Genomic DNA, 21,949 nt, shown 5'->3' on the forward strand with positions numbered 1-21,949 from the left:
GGTGGCCAGCGGGCTTTAAACGCGACCCGCTACTGGCTCATGGTGTGAGTGATACGACATTTCTAATGAGATTAATGAAATAAATGGTAGCAGCTATCCTTACTACTCAACAGGTTTTGCGCGTTTTGCGCGAGGCTTACGCAGTGAGGAGGAGCGCTGCGCATGAGTCGGCGCATCGGCATCGGGTAGGTTGGGTGATGGATTGATCTGACGTTCTGGTTGCAGTCGTTCCCGCTCTGCCAGCACAACCTTTAACTCGCCCCGTAGCGCTTCGGCCTCGCGCACCGTTGCCAGATGGTCAGTTTGCGCTTTTTCGAGGGCAAGACGAGTTTGCTCTAGTTCAACGCCTATTGCATTTCGCTGCTCTTCGAAAACTGCTAGATTGGCTTTTAGTTGAATATTTTCAGTAGATTGTAATTTCTGTTGTTCGCGCCAGTCCGCCTCATGCTGGCGCCACGCCTGGCGTTCATGGGCAAAGTTCTGACGTTCGGTCGTCTGTTCAGCACGCAGTTGGTCCAATAGATTAGCCAACCGCGCTTCGCTAGCAGCGGCGCGCTGTTTTTCCGCTTCAAAACGCTGCTGGGCATCGGTTAGTTGTTTTTCGGCATCGGTGCGGGTTTGTTGGAGCATAGTCTCCAGTTGGACGACGCGCGCGGCAGTTTCGGCGCGGATTTGATCCAGTGCATCGTTGGCGGCTTGAACCCGTTGTTCGGCTGCTTGGATAGCCATTTCAGCATTGGCACGGCGTTCTTGTTCGACCAACAAACGGTCGGCGAAATCGCGGGCGGTGGTTTGAGCGGTTTCAAGTTGACGGCGCAGTTGTTCGATTTCGGCTTGGATTTGCCGCTGTTCGCTTATGGCGGCGTCGCGTGCCTGTTCGGCTGCCGCTGCTGCTTGAGCGGCTCGCGTGCGCTGTTCATCAAAAGCTGCTTCGGCGTGCTGCACGGCAATTTTCCAGAACGTATCCAAGGCGAGCGCGACGGCTTCGGGAACGGTCGGTGGGAGTACGATCTTTGGCGCCTGGGCCAATTGTTGTTGCCAATTTTTTAAGTGTTCACTGATGGTGGTGTTGCTGCCTGTACCCAGGACTTCGCGCACGCGCTGGATGGTGGGATTCAGACCGCGACCCAATAGAGATTCGGCAGCGGCGTGAACGTCTTCGAAGGTGATACCGGTACGAGCCATAGAGAAAAATCCGTAATGATTATTTTGGATTAGTAATTTTACCATTAATAAATCATTACATAACATGTATTTTTTTACCTAAAATAAAGAAAAATTCAAGATTATTCTCATAATCATGAATTGCATTTTCTCTAAAAATTGACCTAAAAGTGCTGCCAAACCCGCCGTTCTGCGATGAGCTATCAACAAAATGGCGGGAATCGCAACTGATGAAAATCGAAGATTTAGGATTCCACCGCCCCAGGCGCTTCCAAATAACAAAGCACCGCCTGTTTAAGCGTGTTGGCGTTCAATCGCAACAGCATCCGGCATTGATCATTCGGCAAATCAATCACCCGCACACATTCAGCCCAGTTCGCCGCGTTCGGCAACAATTCAGCCAACCGATTGGGCTGTTGCTCAAAAAAGTCTTCGCTCAATCGGTTATCCTGCCGTTGCGGAAAAACCGCCAGATACAAAATATCGGTTTCCACCAAATCACTGAAGAAATGCGTGCCAAGCGATACATCCGGCACCAGGCCCTCGTGCATCACCACCAGCTCGCACAGCACCGCTGCATTATTGATTTCTGCAAACCGCACCGGCACGCCCAATTCCGGCGAAGTCGTTCCCCAGCGACCCGGCCCGATCAGCATCAAGGACTTCGCTGCGTTGGGTCCACGTAAGCGCGTGATCTGCCCAATCAGCCGGGCAATCTGGTGCCGCTCGTTGAGCGGTAATTGCCCATAAACCGCTGGCGCTACATAAATCAGCCGGTCGATGGTGCCGATCCGGCTATGGCCAATCACCGCCCCATGCGCTTCCAAAACCAGCCGCTCCGGTTCGATCCGCGCCGGTGGATTAGCGATAGTGCCCGCCTCGCGCACCTGGAACGGTCGACATTGGACTAAATCGATCTTATAGCGTGTCTCATCGACAAAATTAGCCGTAAATTCAACATCAACTGGATAATCGTAAGCCTGCTGCAAGATGGTCAGGAGATCGCGCATATCGCGCACGAACGGCGTATTGCGCAGCAATTCCTCAAAGGTCAGCACCCACGGAAATACGTTCTGCATTCCGCGCTCACGCGCCCGTTGCTCCAATTCATCATCCACCGCTGCCACCATTTTCAGTGGCAAATCCGGGCTTTGCCGGGCCACATCCGCAAACTGCCGGGTGGAAAGCTGATTGGCTTCCAGATCCAGCACATCAATCCGCTTCTGAGCATACTGGCGCACGCTATCGAAATTACTCTCCGGGCGCCGTTCGGGATCGCTCAACGACACCACCCGCGTGTAGTCGTCATCCGACCGATCCACCGCCCGCGTGCCCAGCCCCATCACCAACCGCACCATGCCCATGGCGGGGTCAATTTGTTCGCTCCACACGTAAGGATTGAACGAGAGACCTACCCCAGCGATATGCGGGTAGAACAAATTCCCGTGCTGGGCGCCAGACACCCGCTGCACCAACAGGCCCATCTGCTCGTCACGATCCAGCAGGCCGCGCCGCACCCGATACATCAGTGCTCGCTCGCTCATCGTGCTGGCGTAGATGGTTCGGATCGCTGAGAGCAAATCATCCAGCCGCTTCTCGCGCGGTCCCTGATTCACACAAAACACGCTGTCGTACTTGCCTGCGAAGGCGTTGCCGAAATTGTCTTCCAGCAAGCTGCTGGAACGGACGATGATCGGTGACTGGCCGAAGTAATCCAGCATGTCGGAAAACTGCTGCATCACATAATCTGGAAAATCGCCGCGCAGGATGCGCCGCCGTGCAGTTTCCGCGCCATCCAGGAACGTCGCTGGGCTTTTCTGCTTGTCCCGCACCCACCAGCAACCGTTACGCACCAGATAGCTGTAAAACACATCGGAGCCGATGAAGAAGGAATCGTGAATCTCTAGCAAATCTCGCCAACGCGCATCGGTTCGTTTCAGAATCGCCCGCGCCAGAATCACTCCCACTGCCTTGCCACCGATCAGACCGGTGCCAATCATCCGCGCCTTGATCGCCAGAATGTCGCTCAGGCTGAGATAGCGTTCCGCCAGCCGCATGACCCGCTCATCCCGCGATACGGTCATGCGCAACGTGCGCTGCAACAGATCACGGCTCAAACCGACCATCGGCACATTCTCACGTTCCGCGGTCACCACTTCCTCGACTTCCAGGAAAGTGCGGTTCCAGATATCGAGTCGGGGATCGTTGGCTTTCAACCCCGACCAGGGGAACAGCGTCAGGATTTGCGAAATGGTCACACTGTCCGTGACGGGCACAAATTCTTCGTTGCGCCAAACATGCAACAAATGCATGGTTGGGGAATAGCGTTGCTGCACCTTCAACGGCTGGACATATAACTCGTTCTGATGCCGATAAATATCGCTGAATAACTGAGTGGTATCGAGAATCGGTGCGGTGGCGTGAAAAGAATGGTGGCCGCGCATCAGCGCAAAATAGGCAATCGTTTCCAGATCATAGAGATACGGGCAGGTTAGCATGAAAAAATTGCCCAGCATCTGGTCACTGTACCAATCGGCCACTAGATCGGAGAGACAATCAAAGACGTAATAAGCGCCACGCCCGGATTGTTCAATGGTCTTATGAATCGCGCTTAGGAACGGCTCAAACCCGTCACCAGGATCGAGCACCTGCATCTCCACACCCGGCCCTTCCGCCACCAGGGGTTGATGGCGGGCGAAGTGGAAATACACCAGCTTGCGGCCTCGTTCGCGGGCATACTGGCAGAACGGCTCAACCAACGGTCGATAATCATCAATGCTGTCCACTTGCCAAACGATATTATCGCCGGCCATGATCCCCCGAAAAACTCGATCCAGTCCCGCCAGCCCGGTGCTGACTTGTGCGTCAATCGCCGCCATCATGCTCTCCCAGAAAAATCAAAAAACTCAGGCATTTTTTATGAAATTTGGAGTCGGCATCACTCCATCTACGCAAATCATAACCGATCCCTGGGCTTGCCACGCTGCCTTCGGTTCTTTGTGCTTTAATGCGGACATGATTCGCCAGCCAGAAAACCCAGTGCCGGGATACCCGCTATGACCACACCCTCTCCTCCCTCAATTGCGTTTGCTCGAAGTCAACCTGGCTCACCGCCAACATCGCTGGCGCCTCCTTTGCCTCTGGAACGGCTACGCCTGCCCGATGAACTTGACGGCCGCGTCGGCGTCAATCGTGCTGGCCCGGATGTGGTATGCCAACTCGCGGCCAGTAACGATCTCCAAGCAGTGCAGGCATGGCTCGCCGAATTTCACGACTCACCACAAACCCTGCGCAACTACCGTAAAGAAGCCGAGCGTTTGCTGCTTTGGGCGCTGATGGAGCGTGGCAAACCACTGTCCAGCCTCACCCGTGAAGACTGCCTCCTCTACGAAACCTTCCTCGTTGACCCCCAACCGCGTGAACGCTGGTGTGGCCAGAAAGCGCCGCGCTTTAGCTCACGTTGGCGACCGTTTCTAGGTCCGCTGAATCCCGCCAGCCGCAAGGTCGCCATGCTCATCGTCAATTCGCTGTTCAGCTATCTGGTCAAAGCCGGTTATCTGGCCGGTAACCCACTGGCCCTGGCCCGCCGCCGGAATCGGAACCAGCAATCCCTACGCCAGGTGGAACGCTTCCTGGAACACGATCAATGGCAAACGCTGCTGGCGACCGTGGAGGAACTGCCGCGCGATGAGGAGCGCGACCGCCAACATCACGCCAGAGCGAAATATTTGTTTGCCCTGCTCTACCTGCTGGGTCCCCGCGTCAGTGAAGTCGCCAACCACACCATGAGCAGCTTCACGCAGATTCGTGGGCGCTGGTGGTGGCGCGTCATTGGTAAAGGCCGCAAGGAAGCGCAAGTTCCCGTCAACCAAGACATGCTGCACGCATTGCGCGACTACCGCCGCTTTTACGGCTTATCACCCATGCCCGCGCCGGATGACGCTACACCGTTGGTATTGAATCTCAAGGGAACCGGCGGCATTGGTGACAATATGATTTATCGGATCATCAAAGAATTAGTTGCAAAAGCAGCAAATCGACTGGAGGCGGATGATCCTTATCAGGCTGAAAAACTGCGGCGCGCATCCACCCACTGGTTCCGCCATACCAGCATCACCCATCAAGCCGATGCCGGTATCGAAATTCAGTTTTTACAGCGTAATGCCCGCCACGCTCGTATCGACACCACGGGCTTATACCTGCACGCTGAAGAAAAGGAATGGCACGAAACCATGGAACGTCACCGGCTCAAGGAGTAAACTCCGGCCGCTTCGGATCGGACGGAAGGAGGGTTATCCAATAAAAAGGATCAAGACCTGTGGCTTGAACGGTTTGCGTGATGCGCGTGAATTCGGTCAGGCGCCGCCGGGCGGAGTGGGCCATCGCCTCTTCAATCAAGACCAGCAGGAATCACCTTATTATGTCTGCCTATATCACCGACACCATTCAATATCTCAAACAGAGCAGCCCCGCCCAAGCCGAGTTTTACCAGGCCACTGAAGAGGTGCTCTCCACCATCAAACCCCTACTCGACCGCAACCCAAAATATCAGAAAAACAACATCATCCAGCGCGTTATTGAGCCTGAGCGGCAGATTTTATTCCGCGTAGCCTGGCTGGATGATCGCGGCAATGTGCAGGTTAACAAGGGTTATCGCATCCAATTCAATTCCGCGCTAGGCCCCTATAAAGGGGGGCTGCGCTTCCATCCCAATGTCACCGCCGGCACGATCAAATTTTTGGGTTTTGAGCAGATTTTCAAGAATTCCCTGACTGGCTTGGCCATCGGTGGTGCGAAGGGTGGTTCCAACTTTGACCCCAAAGGCAAATCCGACGCTGAAATCATGCGCTTCTGCCAGTCGTTCATGACCGAGATCTTCCGCCATGTCGGCGACACCATCGACGTTCCGGCGGGCGATATCGGGGTCGGCGGACGCGAAATCGGCTATCTCTATGGTCAGTACAAACGCCTAACCGGCAAGTATGAAGGTGTTCTGACCGGCAAGGGCCTGAACTGGGGCGGCTCTTTGGTGCGCACCGAAGCGACCGGTTACGGCGCGGTCTATTTCGCTCAGAACATGCTGGCCGAGCGCGGCGCTTCGTTGGAAGGCAAGGTCTGTACGGTTTCTGGTTCCGGTAATGTCTCCATCTACACTGTCGAAAAACTCTATCAAGTCGGCGCCAAACCGGTCACGGTCAGCGATTCCAACGGCATGATTTACGACGAGCGCGGTATTGATCTGAATCTGCTCAAGCAGGTCAAGGAAGTCGAGCGTGCCCGTCTCACTCGTTACGCCGAGGAGCGGCCGGGAGCGGTCTACACCCCGGTCGAAAATTATCCCGCTGGCCGTAACGGGGTCTGGAGTGTGCACTGCGATGCCGCTTTCCCCAGCGCCACTCAAAACGAAGTGAGCGTCGAAGACGCCAAGGAATTGTTGAAAAATGGCTGCATCTGTGTCGCCGAAGGCGCCAACATGCCCTCCTCGCCAGAAGCCATTGATGCCTTCCTGGCTTCCGGCATCGCCTACGGCCCGGCCAAGGCCGCCAACGCCGGTGGCGTCGCCACCAGTCAGCTCGAAATGAGCCAGAACGCTAGTATGCTGCAATGGACTTTCGAGGAAGTTGACGCCAAGCTCAAGCGGATTATGGAGCACATCTACCGCACCGCCAGCGAAACCGCCAAGGAATACGGCGCACCCGGCAATCTGGTGCTCGGCGCCAACATCGCCGGTTTCCGCAAAGTGGCCGACGCCATGATCGATCAAGGCGTCGTCTAATCCGGCAATTTCCCGCCGCCGACTCCCACCAAGGCCGGCGGCGCGGTGCTCGTAGCAGTTGCGCGAACGGTCATTGGCTCGGTAGTATTCAATCCTTTGGTTTTTCGGAATTGTTCCGACCCTTGATTCGCTTGATTTGCGAAGACCTGTCCCGGCAAGGAAGCCGCGCCCGCTGCTGTTATGAGGAACCATCATGAGCTTGACCCACCTCCCCGCCCGCCAAGGACTGTACGACCCGCGCAATGAACACGATGCCTGTGGCATCGGTTTTGTGGTCGATATCAAGAACCGCAAAAGTCATCAACCGATCCGCCAGGGTTTGGAAATCCTGGCCAATCTCGGCCATCGCGGCGCGGTGGGCGCTGATCCGCTGGCCGGCGACGGCGCCGGCATCCTGCTGCAACTCCCTGATGCTTTCTTGCGTGCCGAATGCGCTGCTCAAGGCATCGAACTACCAGCTTTCGGCGATTATGCCGTGGCTACGGTTTTCCTGCCGCGTGATGGTCTAGTGCGCGGCCACAGCGAAGCCGCCCTGGAGCGTACCGTTGCCGCCGAGGGCCAGATTTTTCTGGGCTGGCGCGACGTGCCCACCGACAATTCCTGCCTGGGTCGCAGCGTGCGGCCCACGGAACCGGTCATTCGCCAAGCTTTCGTCCAACGCGGCCCAAATTGTCCCGACACCGCCGCGTTCGAACGCAAGCTGTTCGTGATCCGCAAGCAAACCCATCACGCCATTTGGGATCGCGAGCTGCTCAGCCGCCAACCGTTCTACATCGCCTCGTTCTCCTCGCGCACGCTGGTCTACAAAGGCATGATCCTGGCGCGCAACCTCGGTGTGTACTACCCCGATTTGCGCGACGAGCGGTTGGAATCGGCGCTAGCCTTAGTCCATCAGCGCTTCTCCACCAACACCTTCCCGTCCTGGGCGCTAGCGCATCCGTTCCGCTATCTCTGCCACAACGGCGAAATCAACACCCTGCGCGGCAACATCAACTGGATGCTGGCCCGCCGCCATAACATGCGCTCCGAACAACTCGGCGCCGATCTGGAAAAACTGTGGCCGTTGATCGGCGATGGCGCCTCCGACTCCGCAACTTTCGACAACGCGCTGGAATTGCTGCTGGCCGCCGGCTATTCGCTGCCGCACGCCATGATGCTGATGGTGCCGGAAGCCTGGTCTGATAACCCCTTGATGGACCCCAAGCGCCGCGCCTTCTACGAATACCACGCCGCGCTGATGGAACCGTGGGATGGCCCCGCCGCCATCGCCTTTACCGACGGCCGCCAAATCGGTGCGACCCTGGATCGCAACGGTTTGCGGCCCGCTCGCTATATCGTCACCGACGACGATCAGGTGATCATGGCGTCCGAAATGGGCGTGCTGCCGATCCCTGAAGAAAAAATCGTCAAAAAATGGCGTTTGCAGCCTGGCAAAATGCTGCTGATCGACCTGGAACAGGGTCGCATCATCGACGATGACGAAATCAAGGCCCAACTGGCCGCTGCCCAGCCCTATCAGGACTGGCTGGATGCCACTCAGATTCATCTGAAAGATTTGCCGACTGAAATCGGCCCCATGGCGCCGGACTCCGAAACGCTGCTGCGCCGCCAGCAGGCGTTTGGCTACACCCAGGAAGACACGCGCGCCTTCCTCAATCCGATGGCGGTGACCGGAGAAGACCCGATCAGCTCGATGGGCCGTGACATTCCACCGGCGGTGCTGTCCGACCGGCCCAAGCTGATTTACGATTATTTCAAGCAGAAATTCGCTCAGGTCACCAACCCGCCCATCGACCCGATTCGTGAAGAGCTGGTGATGTCGCTGGTCTCCTTCATCGGCCCGCGCCCCAACCTGCTCGACCCCTACAGTGCCGGCACCCAGAAGCGGCTGGAAGTCAAGCGGCCGATCCTGGCCAACGTCGATCTGGAGCGCATCCGCCGGATTGAATATCACGTTGACCGCGCCTTCCGCACCCATACGCTCAGCATGTGCTATCCGGTCGAGCGTGGCGCGGAGGGCATGGGCCGTGCCCTGGAAGACCTCTGCCGGGAAGCCGCCGATGTGGTGCGCCACGGCGATAACATTCTGATCCTGTCGGATCGGGATATGGACGCCGATCACATCGCCATCCCCGCCCTGCTCGCCACCGCCGCCGTCCACCATCACCTGATTCGCACGGGACTGCGTACCGAAGTGGGCTTGGTGATCGAGACTGGCGAAGCCAAGCGCGTTCACGATTTCTGCCTGCTAGCGGGTTACGGCGCCGAAGCGATCAACCCCTGGTTGGCCTTCGACACCCTCACGGCCTCGCTTTCTGGCTTCGTCCCGCCACTGAGCGAAGCCGACGCACACGAGCATTACACCAAGGCGATTTCCAAGGGTATCCTCAAGGTAATGTCCAAGATGGGCATTTCGACCTACCAATCCTATTGCGGCGCGCAGATTTTTGAGGCGGTTGGCCTGGCTGAGGAATTTATCAACCGGTATTTCACCGGCACCCAAGGCGTGATCGAAGGCGTCGGTTTACAGGAAATCGCCCGCGAAGCGGTTATTCGCCACAAACAAGCCTTCGGCGATGCGCCGCTGTACCGCGAAGCGTTGGATGTCGGCGGCGAGCTGGCCTTTCGTATTCGCGGCGAACAGCACGCGTGGACGCCGGAAACCGTGTCACTGCTGCAACATGCGGTTCGCTCCGGCGATTACCGGCAATTCAAGCGCTACAGCCGGGCCATGAATGACCAGACTCACCACCTGCGCAACTTGCGCGGCCTGTTTGAGTTCCGTTTCGCCAACACGCCACTGCCTCTGGAAGAAGTGGAACCGGCCAGCGAAATCGTCAAGCGGCTGGCGACCGGCGCCATGTCGTTCGGTTCGATCTCCTGGGAGGCGCACACCACGCTGGCCATTGCTATGAACCGGCTCGGTGCCAAATCCAATACCGGCGAGGGCGGTGAAGACCCGACCCGTTACACCCCGCTCGACAATGGCGACTCTGCCCGCTCCGCCATCAAACAGGTCGCTTCCGGCCGTTTCGGCGTCACCGCCGAATACCTGGTGAACGCCGACGCCCTGCAAATCAAAATGGCGCAAGGAGCGAAGCCCGGCGAAGGTGGCCAGTTGCCCGGTCACAAAGTCAACGACTGGATCGCCCGCGTTCGCCATTCCACCCCCGGCGTTGGCCTGATCTCCCCGCCGCCGCATCATGACATCTACTCCATCGAGGATTTGGCGCAACTGATCTTCGACCTGAAGAACGCCAATCCGAAAGCGGCGATTAGCGTCAAGCTGGTGTCTGAAATCGGCGTCGGCACGGTGGCGGCGGGCGTGGCTAAGGCGCATGCCGATCATGTCACCATCTCCGGCGAAGACGGCGGCACCGGAGCCAGTCCGTTGACCTCAATTCAAAACGCTGGCTCGCCGTGGGAAATCGGTCTGGCCGAAACCCATCAAACCCTGGTGCGCAACCACTTGCGCGGCCGGATCGCGGTACAGGTTGACGGTGGTTTGCGCACGGGTCGTGATATCGTGATCGGCGCCCTGCTCGGTGCCGACGAGTTCGGCTTCGGCACCGCCGCCTTGATCGCTGCCGGTTGCGTGATGATGCGCAAGTGCCATCTCAACACATGCCCAGTCGGCGTCGCCACCCAAGACCCGGAACTGCGCAAGCGGTTCCCCGGTCAACCGGCTCATGTCATCAACCTGTTCACCTTCCTGATCGAGGAAGCCCGGGAATTCATGGCGCGGCTGGGATTCCGCACCTTCGACGAAATGATCGGCCGTGCTGACCGGCTCGACATGCGCCGCGCTATTCACCACTGGAAAGCGCGCGGGTTGGACTTCACCCGCTTGCTGGCGGTGCCGCCGGCCCCACCGGGGGTGGCCACCTACCACTGCGAAGAGCAGGATCACGGCTTAAGTGGCGCGCTGGATCACCAATTTATCGCCCAGGCCAAACCGTCATTGGAGGCTCGCCAGCCGGTTCGCTTCACTTCCCCGATTCGCAACAGCGACCGCACCGCCGGCGCCATGCTCTCCGGTCAGATCGCGCGCCGTTACGGCCATGCCGGTTTACCGGACGACACCATCCACATCGACTTGCAAGGCACCGCCGGCCAGAGCTTTGGCGCGTTTCTGGCGCGTGGCGTCACCCTGGAACTGCGCGGTCAGGCCAACGACTACGTTGGTAAGGGCCTATCCGGCGGGCGGATCATCGTTTACCCGTCAGCGGAAAGCCGTCTGTGCGCTCAAGACAATATCATCGTCGGTAATACGGTCATGTACGGCGCCATCGCCGGTGAATGCTACTTCCGGGGCGTCGCCGGTGAGCGTTTCGCCGTGCGCAACTCCGGCGCTATCGCCGTGGTGGAAGGCACCGGCGATCACGGTTGCGAATACATGACCGGCGGTGTGGTGGTTGTGCTGGGCCAGACCGGCCGCAACTTCGCCGCTGGTATGAGCGGTGGCGTCGCCTATGTGCTGGATGAAGCCGGTGACTTTGACCGCCGTGCCAATCAAGCCATGGTCGCGCTGGAACCCTTAAACGACATCGAGGAAACGCTGAGCGCCCCGCTGTTACCTGACGATTGGCGCAGTTTGGCGCAAAGCGCATTGCCGGAGGATTGGTTGCGCCATGACGCTCAGCGGTTGCGGATTCTCGTAGCCCGCCATTACCTACAGACTGGCAGCGAACCCGCGCGCCGGGTGTTGGAACAATGGCGTGAGTTGCTGCCAAAATTCGTCAAGATCATGCCGCTGGATTACCGGCGGGCGTTACAGGATATGCAGCAGATCAAGGTTCGCGCCGCGCGTCTCGACGAGAAGGCCGGCGTGGCGGTGGGAGTGTAACTGATGGGTAAACCAACCGGTTTTTTAGAAATCGTCCGCCATGAGCATGGCTATGCGCCGGTCGCCGAGCGGATCACCCACTTTCGGGATTTCGTCGCGCCCTTGCCGGAAGCCGGCGTCCGTGAACAGGCCGCGCGCTGCATGGATTGCGGCATTCCCTACTGCCATCGCGGCTGTCCGGTCCACAACATCATTCCCGACTGGAACGATTTGGTCTATCGCGGTAACTGGCGGCAAGCGCTGGAAGTCTTACACTCCACCAACAACTTCCCGGAATTCACCGGGCGGATTTGTCCGGCGCCGTGCGAGACATCCTGTACGCTTAATTTCAACAGCCAGCCGGTCACGATCAAGGACATTGAGTGCGCCATCATCGACAAAGGCTGGGCCGAAGGTTGGATTCAGCCCCAGATTGCCTCGCATCGCACCGGTAAACGGGTGGCGGTGATCGGTTCCGGCCCGGCCGGTTTGGCATGTGCTCAGCAACTGGCGCGGGCGGGTCATGTCGTGGTGGTGTTCGAGAAAAACCCCCGCATCGGTGGCCTGCTCCGCTACGGCATTCCCGATTTCAAGCTGGAAACCTGGCTGATCGACCGTCGTCTGGCCCAATTGCGGGCCGAGGGCGTGGAATTCCGGCCTAACAGCCATGTCGGTGTCGAGATTCCAGCCCGTAGTTTGCTGGCGGAATTCGATGCCGTAGCCCTGACCGGTGGATCTGAACAGCCACGCGATCTGACGGCGCCAGGCCGTGACTTGACCGGCATCCATTTCGCGATGGATTTCCTGGCCCAGCAAAACCGCCGGGTGGCGGGTCAGAAAATCGTCGATGCCGACATCCTGGCGACTGACAAGGATGTGATCGTCATCGGCGGCGGTGACACCGGGTCCGACTGTGTGGGCACCTCGATCCGCCAAGGCGCGCGGTCGGTGACTCAGTTGGAAATCATGCCCAAGCCGCCGGTCCATGAGAATAAGTTGTTAACCTGGCCGGATTGGCCGCTGAAGTTGCGCACCTCAAGTTCTCATGAAGAAGGCTGCGAACGTGATTGGTCGGTGGCCACCAAACAGTTTATTGGCCAGGACGGTCAAGTCACGGCGCTGCAACTGGTCCGGTTGGCATGGCGCGATGACAAAGGTCGCCAAGTGATGGCGGAAGTGCCTGGCAGTGAATTTGAACTCAAGGCGGGTCTGGTCTTGCTGGCGATGGGCTTTGTCCATCCGGTGCATGAGGGCCTGTTGCGGGATTTGGGAGTCGCGCTTGATGAACGTGGTAACGTCGCCGCCAGCACCACTGATTACCAGACATCCGTTAACAAGGTTTTTGCCGCTGGTGATATGCGGCGCGGTCAATCGCTGGTGGTTTGGGCCATCCGCGAAGGACGGCAATGCGCCCGTGCGGTGGATGAATATTTGATGGGAAATTCAGAGTTGCCGACCTGATGGCGGCAAGGCGCAAGATTCGGCACTTTACTTGCGCCTTGCGATCAGCAATCCGTTGACAACGAGGTGGCGATCATGAATTGGCTGGAAGTATGTGAACACCCGGACTTGCAAGATTTACCCTTCAAGATCGAGCTTGACGAGACCGGAAAGATCATCATGTCGCCAACCAAGGTCTATCATTCTGTTTATCAAGGTGAAATTATCCGTTTGCTCTTCTCGCTCTCCAAGACGGGAAAGGCGCTAGCGGAATGCGCGATTGCGACCCGACTGGGCACCAAAGTGGCCGATGTGGCCTGGGCGTCTTCGGAGCGACTGAAAACGATTTGGTCGGAAGTGGAATGTTCGGTCGCTCCCGAATTATGTGTCGAGGTGCTGTCCTCTACCAACACTGAGGCTGAAATGCGTACCAAGCGCCAATTGTATTTTGAGAAAGGCGCGCGCGAGGTCTGGATTTGCAATACCGATGGCCGGCTGACATTCTTCAATTCAGAGAACGAATTGCCTCGCTCGATGCTGTTTCCAGATTTTCCGGAGCGAATCGCACCTTAGCCCATTTCAGCGGATTAGAGAGCGGACTCGCGGCACTTGCACTGGCTAAGGAACTGCTCTCCATCCAGCGCATAGAGCGCATCAAGCAGCGCAACTTGCAGGCTTCCCGGCCCTTTCGACCGTTCCGCCGCAATCTCCCCGGCGACGCCAAATACCGCCAACCCCGCTACCGTTGCCATGAAGGCATCCGGTTCTATCGCCAGAAATGCCCCGATAACAGCAGTTGCCGAACAACCCAAGCCCGTGACCCGCGCCATCAGCGGATGGCCGTTATGCAGTTCGATGAGCTGCGTCCCGTCAGTTACAAAATCCACCGCCCCGGTGATGGCGATCACTGCCCCGGTGCTGATCGCCAGCCGCCGCGCGGCCGCCAGCGCCGCTTCCGAACCGTGCAGACTATCGACTCCCCTGCCCTGCCCAGGCTGTGACTGCTCCGCCAAGGTCAGAATTTCCGAGCCGTTACCACGTATCACAGTCGGTTTCAGCGCCACCAATGCGCCCGCAGCCGACCGTCGATAGGGCGTTGCGCCCACGCCTACCGGATCAAGAATCCACGGTATGCCCTTAGTCCGTGCCTTGATGGCGGCCAGCTTGGCAGCCGCCATCTGTTCCGAATACAGCGTGCCGATGTTGACCACTAGCGCCCGACTGAGCGCAACAAAATCCTCCACCTCATCGCTGGAATGCACCATCGCCGGTGACGCGCCCAGTGCCAGCAAAGCGTTGGCGGTATTGTTCATCACCACGAAGTTGGTGATGTTATGCACCAGCGGTTGCCGCTCGCGCACAGTAATCAAAAGCCTAAAGATACCCTCCGCTGTCAAGCTCATGCCCATTTCAGCCGTCGAAAATCGGGTTATGTTGTTCGGCCACTCGAACGAAGGTGGTGCGCTTGGTCAGCTCCTTCAACTGGGCCGCGCCGACGTAAGTGCAGGCAGATCGCAGCCCGCCGAGAAGATCTTTGATCGTCTCCACCACCGGCCCACGATAGGGTACGGTGACAGTTTTACCTTCCGAAGCGCGGTATTCAGCGACGCCCCCGCTGTATTTCTCCATCGCGGTGCTGGAACTCATTCCATAAAACTGCACAAACGGTTGGCCATCCCGCTCCAGGATCTCCCCACCCCCTTCATCATGTCCCGCCAGCATCCCGCCCAGCATCACGAAATCGGCACCGGCGCCGAACGCCTTCGCCACATCGCCGGCGCAGGTACAACCGCCATCCGAAATGATCTGGCCAGATAATCCATGGGCAGCATCGGCGCATTCGATGATCGCTGACAACTGCGGGTAGCCGACCCCGGTCTTGACCCGTGTGGTGCAGACGGAACCGGGACCGATGCCCACCTTGACGATATCCGCGCCCGATAGCAGCAACTGCTCGACCATCTCACCGGTCACTACGTTGCCCGCCATGATGATTTTGTCAGGGAAACGCTGCCGTACTTTGGCGATTTGCTCGACGAAATATTCAGAATAGCCGTTCGCTACATCCATGCAGATGAACGACAGGTCGGGCTGACGCAGCAGAATCTGACCAAGTTTGGCCAGATCACTCTCAAGAATGCCGGTGCTGACCGCGACGTGTTCCAGCCAATCTCTATCCGGCAATGAGCCAATAAAGGTGTCCCATTCTTCCGGCGGGTAGTGCTTGCGCATCGCCGTGAAGAGGCCCTCTGCCGCCAAGGCGGTTGTCATCGCAAAGGTGCCCACATTGTCCATATTGGCCGCCATGATCGGGATACCGGTCCAAGTCCGTCCGCTATGGCGGAATTTGAACGTCCGTTCCAAACTCACCTGTGACCGGCTGCTCAACGTCGATCGCTTGGGCCGAATCAGCACATCCTTAAAGCCCAATTTTAGATCGGCTTCAATGCGCATCAAACTCGCCCGTACAGTGTCAGCAAATGCCGATAATGACCGGCCAAATCCGGCTTAACCTGATCCCAACGGAACCGCCACCGCCAGTTGCCTTTCGCCACGCCAGGCTGATTCATACGATCCGCCCCACCGAGTGCCAGCACATCTTGCATCGGCACCACCGCCAACTGGGCCACTGAAGCGAATGCGGCTCGCACCAGCGACTCCGGCATCTGCTTCGGGCTACTTCCCAAATAGTCAAAGATGTGATTGCGGGTTCGTTCGTCGACCTCCTCCAACCAGCCCAGGGTGGTATTATTATCGTGGGTGCCGGTGTAAATGACTGAATTGACTGTGTGATTGTGCGGTAGATACAGATTTTCCGCATCGCCGCCAAAAGCGAAATGCAGCACTTTCATACCGGGTAAGCCGTGTTTTTCACGGAGAGCATCGACCGCTGGGGTGATGATTCCCAAATCCTCGGCTACCAGCGGCAAGTGCCCGAACTCCGCACGCAGCGCCTGGAACAGCTCATCACCTGGCGCTTTTCGCCATTGCCCCGACACGGCGGTTTTGGCGGTGGCCGGGATTTCCCAGTACGATTCCAACCCCCGAAAGTGATCGATCCGCAGCAGATCAAACTGAGTCAATTGTGTGCGAATGCGCTCCTTCCACCACTGAAACCCATCGGCGCGCATCGCCTCCCAGGCATAATGCGGATTACCCCATAACTGGCCGGTGGCTGAAAAATAATCGGGCGGCACCCCGGCCACCACCTCTGGATTGCCTTGACTATCCAGTAAAAAGCAGTCGCGCCGCGCCCACACGTCAGCGCTATCGTAGCCGACGAACAGCGGGATATCGCCAAAAATTAGAATGCCGTGCTGGTTCGCATACTGCTTGAGCGCCGCCCATTGCCGGTAAAATAAAAATTGCTCGAACTGGCATTGTGCGATGGTGTCGCCAAATTGCCGCCGGATCGCGGCCAGCGCATTTGAATGTCGGTCGCGCAACTCGCGTGGCCAATCAAACCATGCCGTTTGCTTGTGGGCTGCACGGATCGCTTGAAACAGCGCGTAATCGTCCAACCAGCGTTGTCGTTGAGCTAAAAAATCGTTGTACTCACCCCGATTTCCGGCGTTTTGAAAACCGTGGCGGGCTTCGATCAAGCGCCGTTGCCTATAGGACCAGCCGTCCTCGCCGGCTTGCGGCCCACCATCCGGCTGTAGCCAACCGGCCTCAAGCAGTGGTTCCAGAGCGATGAGCCGGGGATTGCCCGCGTGAACCGACTGCGCCGAATAGGGCGACAGATCATCGTGGGGCGGTGCCAGCGGCAACGTCTGCCAGACGGTAAAACCGCAAGCCGCCATGAACTCCACGAAGCGATAAGCTTCCGGGCCGAAATCACCATTTTCGTAACCACCGGGAAGCGAGGTGGGATGCAGCAATAATCCTGCACGTCGCCTTTCTGCTGCCGAGCCTTGGCTCATGGGGGAGAACTCCTCAAAATTAGCTGGGTTGTTATTTTCTGGTTGTCAGCGAATCCGTGCAGACTCTTGGCCTAGCATTTCGCGGGTGATCAACACCACGCCTTTTTCGGTCCGGTAAAAACGCCGGGCGTCCTCTTGGGGATTATCGCCCACCACCGTGCCGGGTGGAATGACACAGGCACGATCAATGATCACTTTGTCGAGTTGGCAATAGCGGCCGATATCGACGCCGGGCAACACGACTGCATCTCGCAGCCGAACATAGGAATGTACCTGCACGCCGGGGAACAAGACCGAGTGGTTGACACAGCCGCCGGAAATGATGCAACCATCCGCCACCAGGGAATCCACGGCCATGCCCCGACGCCCCTCGTCGTCGAAGACGAATTTGGCAGGAGGCAACTGCTCTTGATAAGTCCAGATCGGCCAATGCTCATCGTACAGGTTCAATTCGGGATCGACGCCCGCCAATTCCATGTTAGCCTCCCAAAACGCATCCACGGTCCCAACATCGCGCCAATAGCTTTGTGCCTTGGTTTGCACATCACAGAATGGATACGTGATGACCCGATGCCGGCCAATCAATTTCGGTAATACATCCTTGCCGAAATCATGGCCGGATGCCACCGTTTCCGCGTCTTCGATCAAGCGTTCGAATAAGAATTGCCTGTTGAACACGTAAATACCCATCGACGCGAGCGTCATATTCTCCCGTCCCGGCAAGGTTTCCGGGTGATCGGGCTTTTCGGTAAACCGGATGACCTCCTTATCTGGCGTCACCGTCAGCACACCAAATTCCCGCGCGCGCTCCTGTGGGACTTCGACGCTGCCGATGGTTACATCCGCCTTACTTTCCACATGCAGGGCCAGCATCGGCCCATAGTCCATCTTATAAATATGATCGCCTGCCAGAATGAGCACGAATTCGGGTTCGTGGGTACGGATAATATCTAAGTTTTGATAAACCGCATCGGCGGTTCCCCGATACCAAGAGGTTTCATCGATGCGTTGCTGGGCAGGTAACAGTTCTACAAACTCGCCGAATTCACCGCGTAGAAACCCCCAGCCGCGCTGAACGTGCTGAATCAAGGAATGGGCTTTATATTGGGTCAACACACAAACTCGGCGGATACCTGAGTTGAGGCAATTGGAGAGTGGAAAATCGATGATCCGATATTTTCCACCGAAAGGCGTTGCCGGTTTGGCACGCCACAAGGTCAATTGCTTAAGCCGGCTACCCCTTCCCCCTGCGAGAATCAGAGCAAGCGTTTTTCGGGTCAGGCGACTGACGAAACGTGAGGTGATGGCTGCACTCATGCGTTTATTATCCCTCTCTGCTATGATTTCTCAGATTTAGGTTCGTAGTGTGAGCGGCTCGGATAAGGGATAGTGCCTCTGTTGTCCCCATCGGGCGCCTGGCAGATTCACGGGCAGTCTGGGAGGCAGGCTATTGTTGCCCGTAATCGGTCAGCTAGGCGAGACTCTTCGATGATTGGAGTGATGGGCTTTTTTGATGACGCACCCTGACTCTGGCAACGATAGCGTAAATGACATCGGCGATGAAACCGCCATTGATGCCGTTTTATTGGGTGAAGGTCGCCATCCTAACCCTTTTGCGGTACTCGGCCGGCATGGTGATGGTCAATATGCCATCGTGCGAGCCTTTTGGCCGGGTGCCCGCCAAATCCTGCTGGTTGACACCGCTGAACCGTTGCGGCAGTTGCCAGGGACCGACCTTTTCCAATGGCGTGGCCTAGCCACGGCGTTGCCCCTGCACTATCGGCTCCGCTGGACGGATGGCAATGGCCGAGAATTCACCGCGCGTGACCCTTACAGCTTTCCTCCGCTATTAAGTCTGTACGACTTACATTTGTTCAATGAGGGTCGCCATTTGCACGCCTATCGGGTGTTAGGCGCGCATCCACGTTTGGTGGAAGGTGTTTCCGGCGTTCTCTTTGCGGTCTGGGCACCTAACGCTGAGCGGGTCAGCGTCATTGGTGATTTCAATTATTGGGATGGCCGCTATCACCCCCTGCGCCGCCGTGGGCATGTCTGGGAATTGTTTGTGCCAGGCATCACCGCTGGGGTGCGCTATCAGTTCGAAATACGTGCCCGCGAGACGGGTGAGCTGTTTCGTAAGAGTGACCCTTATGGCCGCCACTTCGAGCGCCGCCCGGCAGTCAGTTCAATCGTAGTGGATAACACAGCCTACTCGTGGCGTGACGATCAGTGGATGAAGCGCCGCCGCCAGAGTGGCTCCAATACCCCACTGGCTGTTTACGAAGTTCATCTAGGTTCATGGCTGCGAGATAGCCGTGGCGATTACCTCTCTTATCGTGACTTGGCCCAACGCTTGGTGGCTTATGTCGTCTCATTGGGATTTACCCATATTGAGCTGATGCCGATCACTGAACATCCGCTGGATGCCTCGTGGGGCTATCAGACCACCGGTTATTTTGCGCCGACCAGCCGGTATGGTTCGGTGAACGATTTCCGCTGGTTTGTAGATTATTGCCACCAAGCCGGAATTGGGGTGATTTTGGATTGGGTTCCCGGTCATTTTCCCAAGGATGGGCACAGCTTGGCTCGCTTCGATGGCACATATCTTTATGAGTGTGAAGACCCTACACGGCGGGAGCACCGGACTTGGGGTACGTTGATCTTTAATTATAGCCGCACTCAAGTAAAAAATTTTTTATTGGCTAGTGCATGTTTTTGGTTGGAAGAATGCCACTTAGACGGGTTGCGCGTCGATGCAGTCTCTTCAATGCTGTATTTGGATTATGCACGCGAGTCTGGCGAATGGGCGCCGAATCTTTTCGGGGGCAATGAGAATTTGGAGGCTGTCGCCTTTTTGCGTGAACTGAACGAAATCGTTCATCGTCGTTATCCGGGCGTGCTGATGATAGCCGAGGAATCCACTGCATGGCCTTTGGTAACCCGCCCCTCCTGGATGGGTGGTTTAGGGTTTGGCATGAAATGGAACATGGGCTGGATGCACGATACCTTAGAGTATCTTATGCTTGATCCCGCCCTACGCCGTCACCACCAAGAGCTGCTGACGTTTGGCTTGCTTTATGCGTTTAATGAAAACTTCATGCTACCGTTATCGCATGATGAGGTGGTTCACGGGAAAGGATCGCTGTTTGCCAAAATGCCGGGAGACCGCAAGCAGCGTTTTGCGAATCTGCGACTCCTCTATCTCTACATGTGGACCTATCCAGGGAAAAAATTTTTGTTTATGGGTGATGAATTAGCCCAGGAACAGGAGTGGGATTTTGCTGGATCTCTTGAGTGGGAGTTGCTCGCTCAGCCTGAATATCGGGGTATTTGGTCACTTATCCAGGATTTAAACCACCTTTACCGTTCTCTGTCGAGCTTATACGCTCATGAATTTTCTCAAGATGGCTTCGAGTGGTTGGATTGCCAGGATGGTAGTCAATCAGTGGTTGTTTACCTCCGTCGTGATGGTGCCCACCTGGCCGTCGTCATTTTTAATTTTGCAGCCACTGCGCGAGCTGCCTATGCGGTGGGTGTACCGCTACCGGGAATATATCGGGAAATTTTGAACTCCGATGCAAGTCGATATGGTGGTACTGGTGCTACAAATGGCGCTGTGTGTGCTTTACCAGTCTTGAATATGAGCCAGCCTTATTCCCTTACAGTGGATTTGCCGCCGTTAACTGGTATTGTCTTGCTTCCAGAGCAAGACTGATCTGCTGGTCATCTTCTGTGTAGTTTTCAATTAGAAGCTTTGGTAAGGCTGTCATTGGATAATTGGCCGGTTTTACTGATTGGAGGCTTTCATGAAGTTGCAGCAACTGCGTTATTTGACGGCCATTGTCCGGAATAATCTTAATATTTCGGCGGCAGCCGATAGCCTTTATACCTCTCAGCCCGGTATTAGTAAGCAATTACGCTTGTTAGAGGAAGAACTGGGGGTTGAGTTATTCAGCCGTAATGGAAAACATCTGACTGAAGTGACCCCGATAGGCCATCAAATTATTCTGAAGGTGGAGAATATATTACGCGAGGTTAATAATATTCAGATATTGGCTGAGGAATACCGCGATGATCGGCGTGGTAGCTTATCTATTGCCACCACTCATACGCAGACTCGTTATGCTTTACCGCCGGTCATTAAGACGTTCCGCGAGCGTTATCCCGCGGTTACATTGCGCGTTCATCAAGGCTCACCCGCGCAGATCGCCGAGTTGGTTTTATCAGGTGAGGTCGATTTTGCGATTGCCACTGAATCCTTAGAATTGTTTGAGGATTTGGTGATGATGCCTTGTTATGTTTGGCAGCGTTGTGTTCTGGTTCCTGTTGAACATCCGCTGACTGCATTAGATCAACTCGCGCTACACGATATTGCTCAATATCCTCTTGTTACCTATGTTTTTAGCTTTACTGGGCGCTCTCAATTGGATGAAGCATTTCGTAGCCTACAGCTTAAGCCACTGGTGGCTTTTACCGCGACGGATGCGGATGTTATTAAGACGTATGTGCGATTAGGGATGGGTGTCGGGATTGTTGCTCGGATGGCTTATGATCCTCAGCAAGATCAGGATCTGGTGCAGTTGGATGCTAGCCATTTATTTCCGATGAATTTGACTAAAATCGGTTTTCGCCGTGGTACGTTTTTGCGTAATTACATGTATGACTTCATGCAGTTGTTCGCTGGACATTTGCAGCCTGAGCGAGTACGGGCTGCGGAACATTCGACGTCTGTTGAGGAGATTATGGCGTTGTTTGGGGATGTGGAATTGCCTGTCCGCTGAAAGTGATGTTTTTATTGAGATGATGATATAATAATGTCAT

General features: G+C 56.6%; 13 protein-coding genes. 7 read left to right on the top strand and 6 right to left on the bottom strand.

The window, feature by feature from the left end; all coding sequences use genetic code 11:
* Positions 1–102: 102 nt before the first annotated feature.
* Both BN873_RS13485 and BN873_RS13490 read right to left on the bottom strand, forming a co-directional pair.
* A complete protein-coding gene (locus BN873_RS13485) occupies positions 103–1,185 on the bottom strand; it encodes a DNA-binding protein (RefSeq protein ID WP_048674540.1) in 1,083 nt (360 codons plus the stop codon).
* 224 nt (positions 1,186–1,409) lie between these two features.
* The gene (locus BN873_RS13490; protein WP_048674542.1) at positions 1,410–4,043 is read right to left on the bottom strand and encodes a PEP/pyruvate-binding domain-containing protein; all 2,634 of its coding nucleotides are present in this window, start codon (positions 4,041–4,043) and stop codon (positions 1,410–1,412) included.
* 177 nt (positions 4,044–4,220) lie between these two features.
* Between BN873_RS13490 and BN873_RS13495 the strand changes: the two genes are divergently transcribed.
* The 5 genes from BN873_RS13495 to BN873_RS13515 all read left to right on the top strand — a co-directional run bounded on the left by BN873_RS13495 (position 4,221) and on the right by BN873_RS13515 (position 13,778).
* Positions 4,221–5,423, top strand: a complete 1,203-nt coding sequence (locus BN873_RS13495; protein ID WP_048674545.1) for a tyrosine-type recombinase/integrase — start codon at positions 4,221–4,223, stop codon at positions 5,421–5,423.
* Between the two features lie 161 nt (positions 5,424–5,584).
* A complete protein-coding gene (gene gdhA / locus BN873_RS13500; protein WP_048674548.1) occupies positions 5,585–6,940 on the top strand; it encodes an NADP-specific glutamate dehydrogenase in 1,356 nt (451 codons plus the stop codon).
* Positions 6,941–7,133: 193 nt separating this feature from the next.
* A complete protein-coding gene (gene gltB / locus BN873_RS13505; protein WP_048674551.1) occupies positions 7,134–11,786 on the top strand; it encodes a glutamate synthase large subunit in 4,653 nt (1,550 codons plus the stop codon).
* Between the two features lie 3 nt (positions 11,787–11,789).
* The gene (locus tag BN873_RS13510) at positions 11,790–13,226 is read left to right on the top strand and encodes a glutamate synthase subunit beta (protein ID WP_048674554.1); all 1,437 of its coding nucleotides are present in this window, start codon (positions 11,790–11,792) and stop codon (positions 13,224–13,226) included.
* Positions 13,227–13,301: 75 nt separating this feature from the next.
* Positions 13,302–13,778, top strand: a complete 477-nt coding sequence (locus tag BN873_RS13515; RefSeq protein WP_048674556.1) for a Uma2 family endonuclease — start codon at positions 13,302–13,304, stop codon at positions 13,776–13,778.
* A 14-nt stretch (positions 13,779–13,792) separates the two neighbouring features.
* Here BN873_RS13515 and thiM read toward each other — a convergent pair whose 3' ends face one another.
* The 4 genes from thiM to glgC are packed head-to-tail and all read right to left on the bottom strand — an operon-like array spanning position 13,793 to position 18,445.
* A complete protein-coding gene (gene thiM, locus BN873_RS13520) occupies positions 13,793–14,608 on the bottom strand; it encodes a hydroxyethylthiazole kinase (protein ID WP_048674559.1) in 816 nt (271 codons plus the stop codon).
* Positions 14,609–14,615: 7 nt separating this feature from the next.
* Complete coding sequence (locus tag BN873_RS13525) at positions 14,616–15,659, bottom strand: GMP reductase (RefSeq protein WP_048674562.1); 1,044 nt, start codon at positions 15,657–15,659, stop codon at positions 14,616–14,618.
* Positions 15,659–17,128 (bottom strand): 4-alpha-glucanotransferase, encoded by a 1,470-nt coding sequence (gene malQ / locus BN873_RS13530; protein ID WP_048674564.1) that lies wholly within the window; start codon positions 17,126–17,128, stop codon positions 15,659–15,661. The genes BN873_RS13525 and malQ overlap by 1 nt, the downstream gene beginning before the upstream one ends.
* Before the next feature lie 45 nt (positions 17,129–17,173).
* Entirely contained in the window at positions 17,174–18,445 is a 1,272-nt protein-coding gene (gene glgC / locus BN873_RS13535; RefSeq protein ID WP_048674566.1) for a glucose-1-phosphate adenylyltransferase, read from the bottom strand.
* Between the two features lie 196 nt (positions 18,446–18,641).
* On the opposite strand from glgC, the gene glgB reads away from it, so the two are divergent.
* Together glgB and cysB are read left to right on the top strand one after the other, a co-directional pair.
* Complete coding sequence (gene glgB, locus BN873_RS13540; protein ID WP_048674568.1) at positions 18,642–20,843, top strand: 1,4-alpha-glucan branching protein GlgB; 2,202 nt, start codon at positions 18,642–18,644, stop codon at positions 20,841–20,843.
* Positions 20,844–20,934: 91 nt separating this feature from the next.
* Complete coding sequence (cysB, locus tag BN873_RS13545) at positions 20,935–21,909, top strand: HTH-type transcriptional regulator CysB (protein ID WP_048674570.1); 975 nt, start codon at positions 20,935–20,937, stop codon at positions 21,907–21,909.
* Positions 21,910–21,949: the final 40 nt, after the last annotated feature.

The organism is Candidatus Competibacter denitrificans Run_A_D11, assembly GCF_001051235.1.
Classification (GTDB): Bacteria; Pseudomonadota; Gammaproteobacteria; order Competibacterales; family Competibacteraceae; genus Competibacter_A; species Competibacter_A denitrificans.

Coding starts and splice junctions, on each gene's coding strand:
- glgC (WP_048674566.1), bottom strand. CDS start 18,445: ATGAGTGCAGCCATCACCTCACGTTTCGTCAGTCGCCTGACCCGAAAA.
- gdhA (WP_048674548.1), top strand. CDS start 5,585: ATGTCTGCCTATATCACCGACACCATTCAATATCTCAAACAGAGCAGC.
- BN873_RS13515 (WP_048674556.1), top strand. CDS start 13,302: ATGAATTGGCTGGAAGTATGTGAACACCCGGACTTGCAAGATTTACCC.
- BN873_RS13485 (WP_048674540.1), bottom strand. CDS start 1,185: ATGGCTCGTACCGGTATCACCTTCGAAGACGTTCACGCCGCTGCCGAA.
- BN873_RS13525 (WP_048674562.1), bottom strand. CDS start 15,659: ATGCGCATTGAAGCCGATCTAAAATTGGGCTTTAAGGATGTGCTGATT.
- malQ (WP_048674564.1), bottom strand. CDS start 17,128: ATGAGCCAAGGCTCGGCAGCAGAAAGGCGACGTGCAGGATTATTGCTG.
- cysB (WP_048674570.1), top strand. CDS start 20,935: ATGAAGTTGCAGCAACTGCGTTATTTGACGGCCATTGTCCGGAATAAT.
- BN873_RS13490 (WP_048674542.1), bottom strand. CDS start 4,043: ATGGCGGCGATTGACGCACAAGTCAGCACCGGGCTGGCGGGACTGGAT.
- glgB (WP_048674568.1), top strand. CDS start 18,642: ATGACGCACCCTGACTCTGGCAACGATAGCGTAAATGACATCGGCGAT.
- thiM (WP_048674559.1), bottom strand. CDS start 14,608: ATGAGCTTGACAGCGGAGGGTATCTTTAGGCTTTTGATTACTGTGCGC.
- BN873_RS13495 (WP_048674545.1), top strand. CDS start 4,221: ATGACCACACCCTCTCCTCCCTCAATTGCGTTTGCTCGAAGTCAACCT.
- gltB (WP_048674551.1), top strand. CDS start 7,134: ATGAGCTTGACCCACCTCCCCGCCCGCCAAGGACTGTACGACCCGCGC.
- BN873_RS13510 (WP_048674554.1), top strand. CDS start 11,790: ATGGGTAAACCAACCGGTTTTTTAGAAATCGTCCGCCATGAGCATGGC.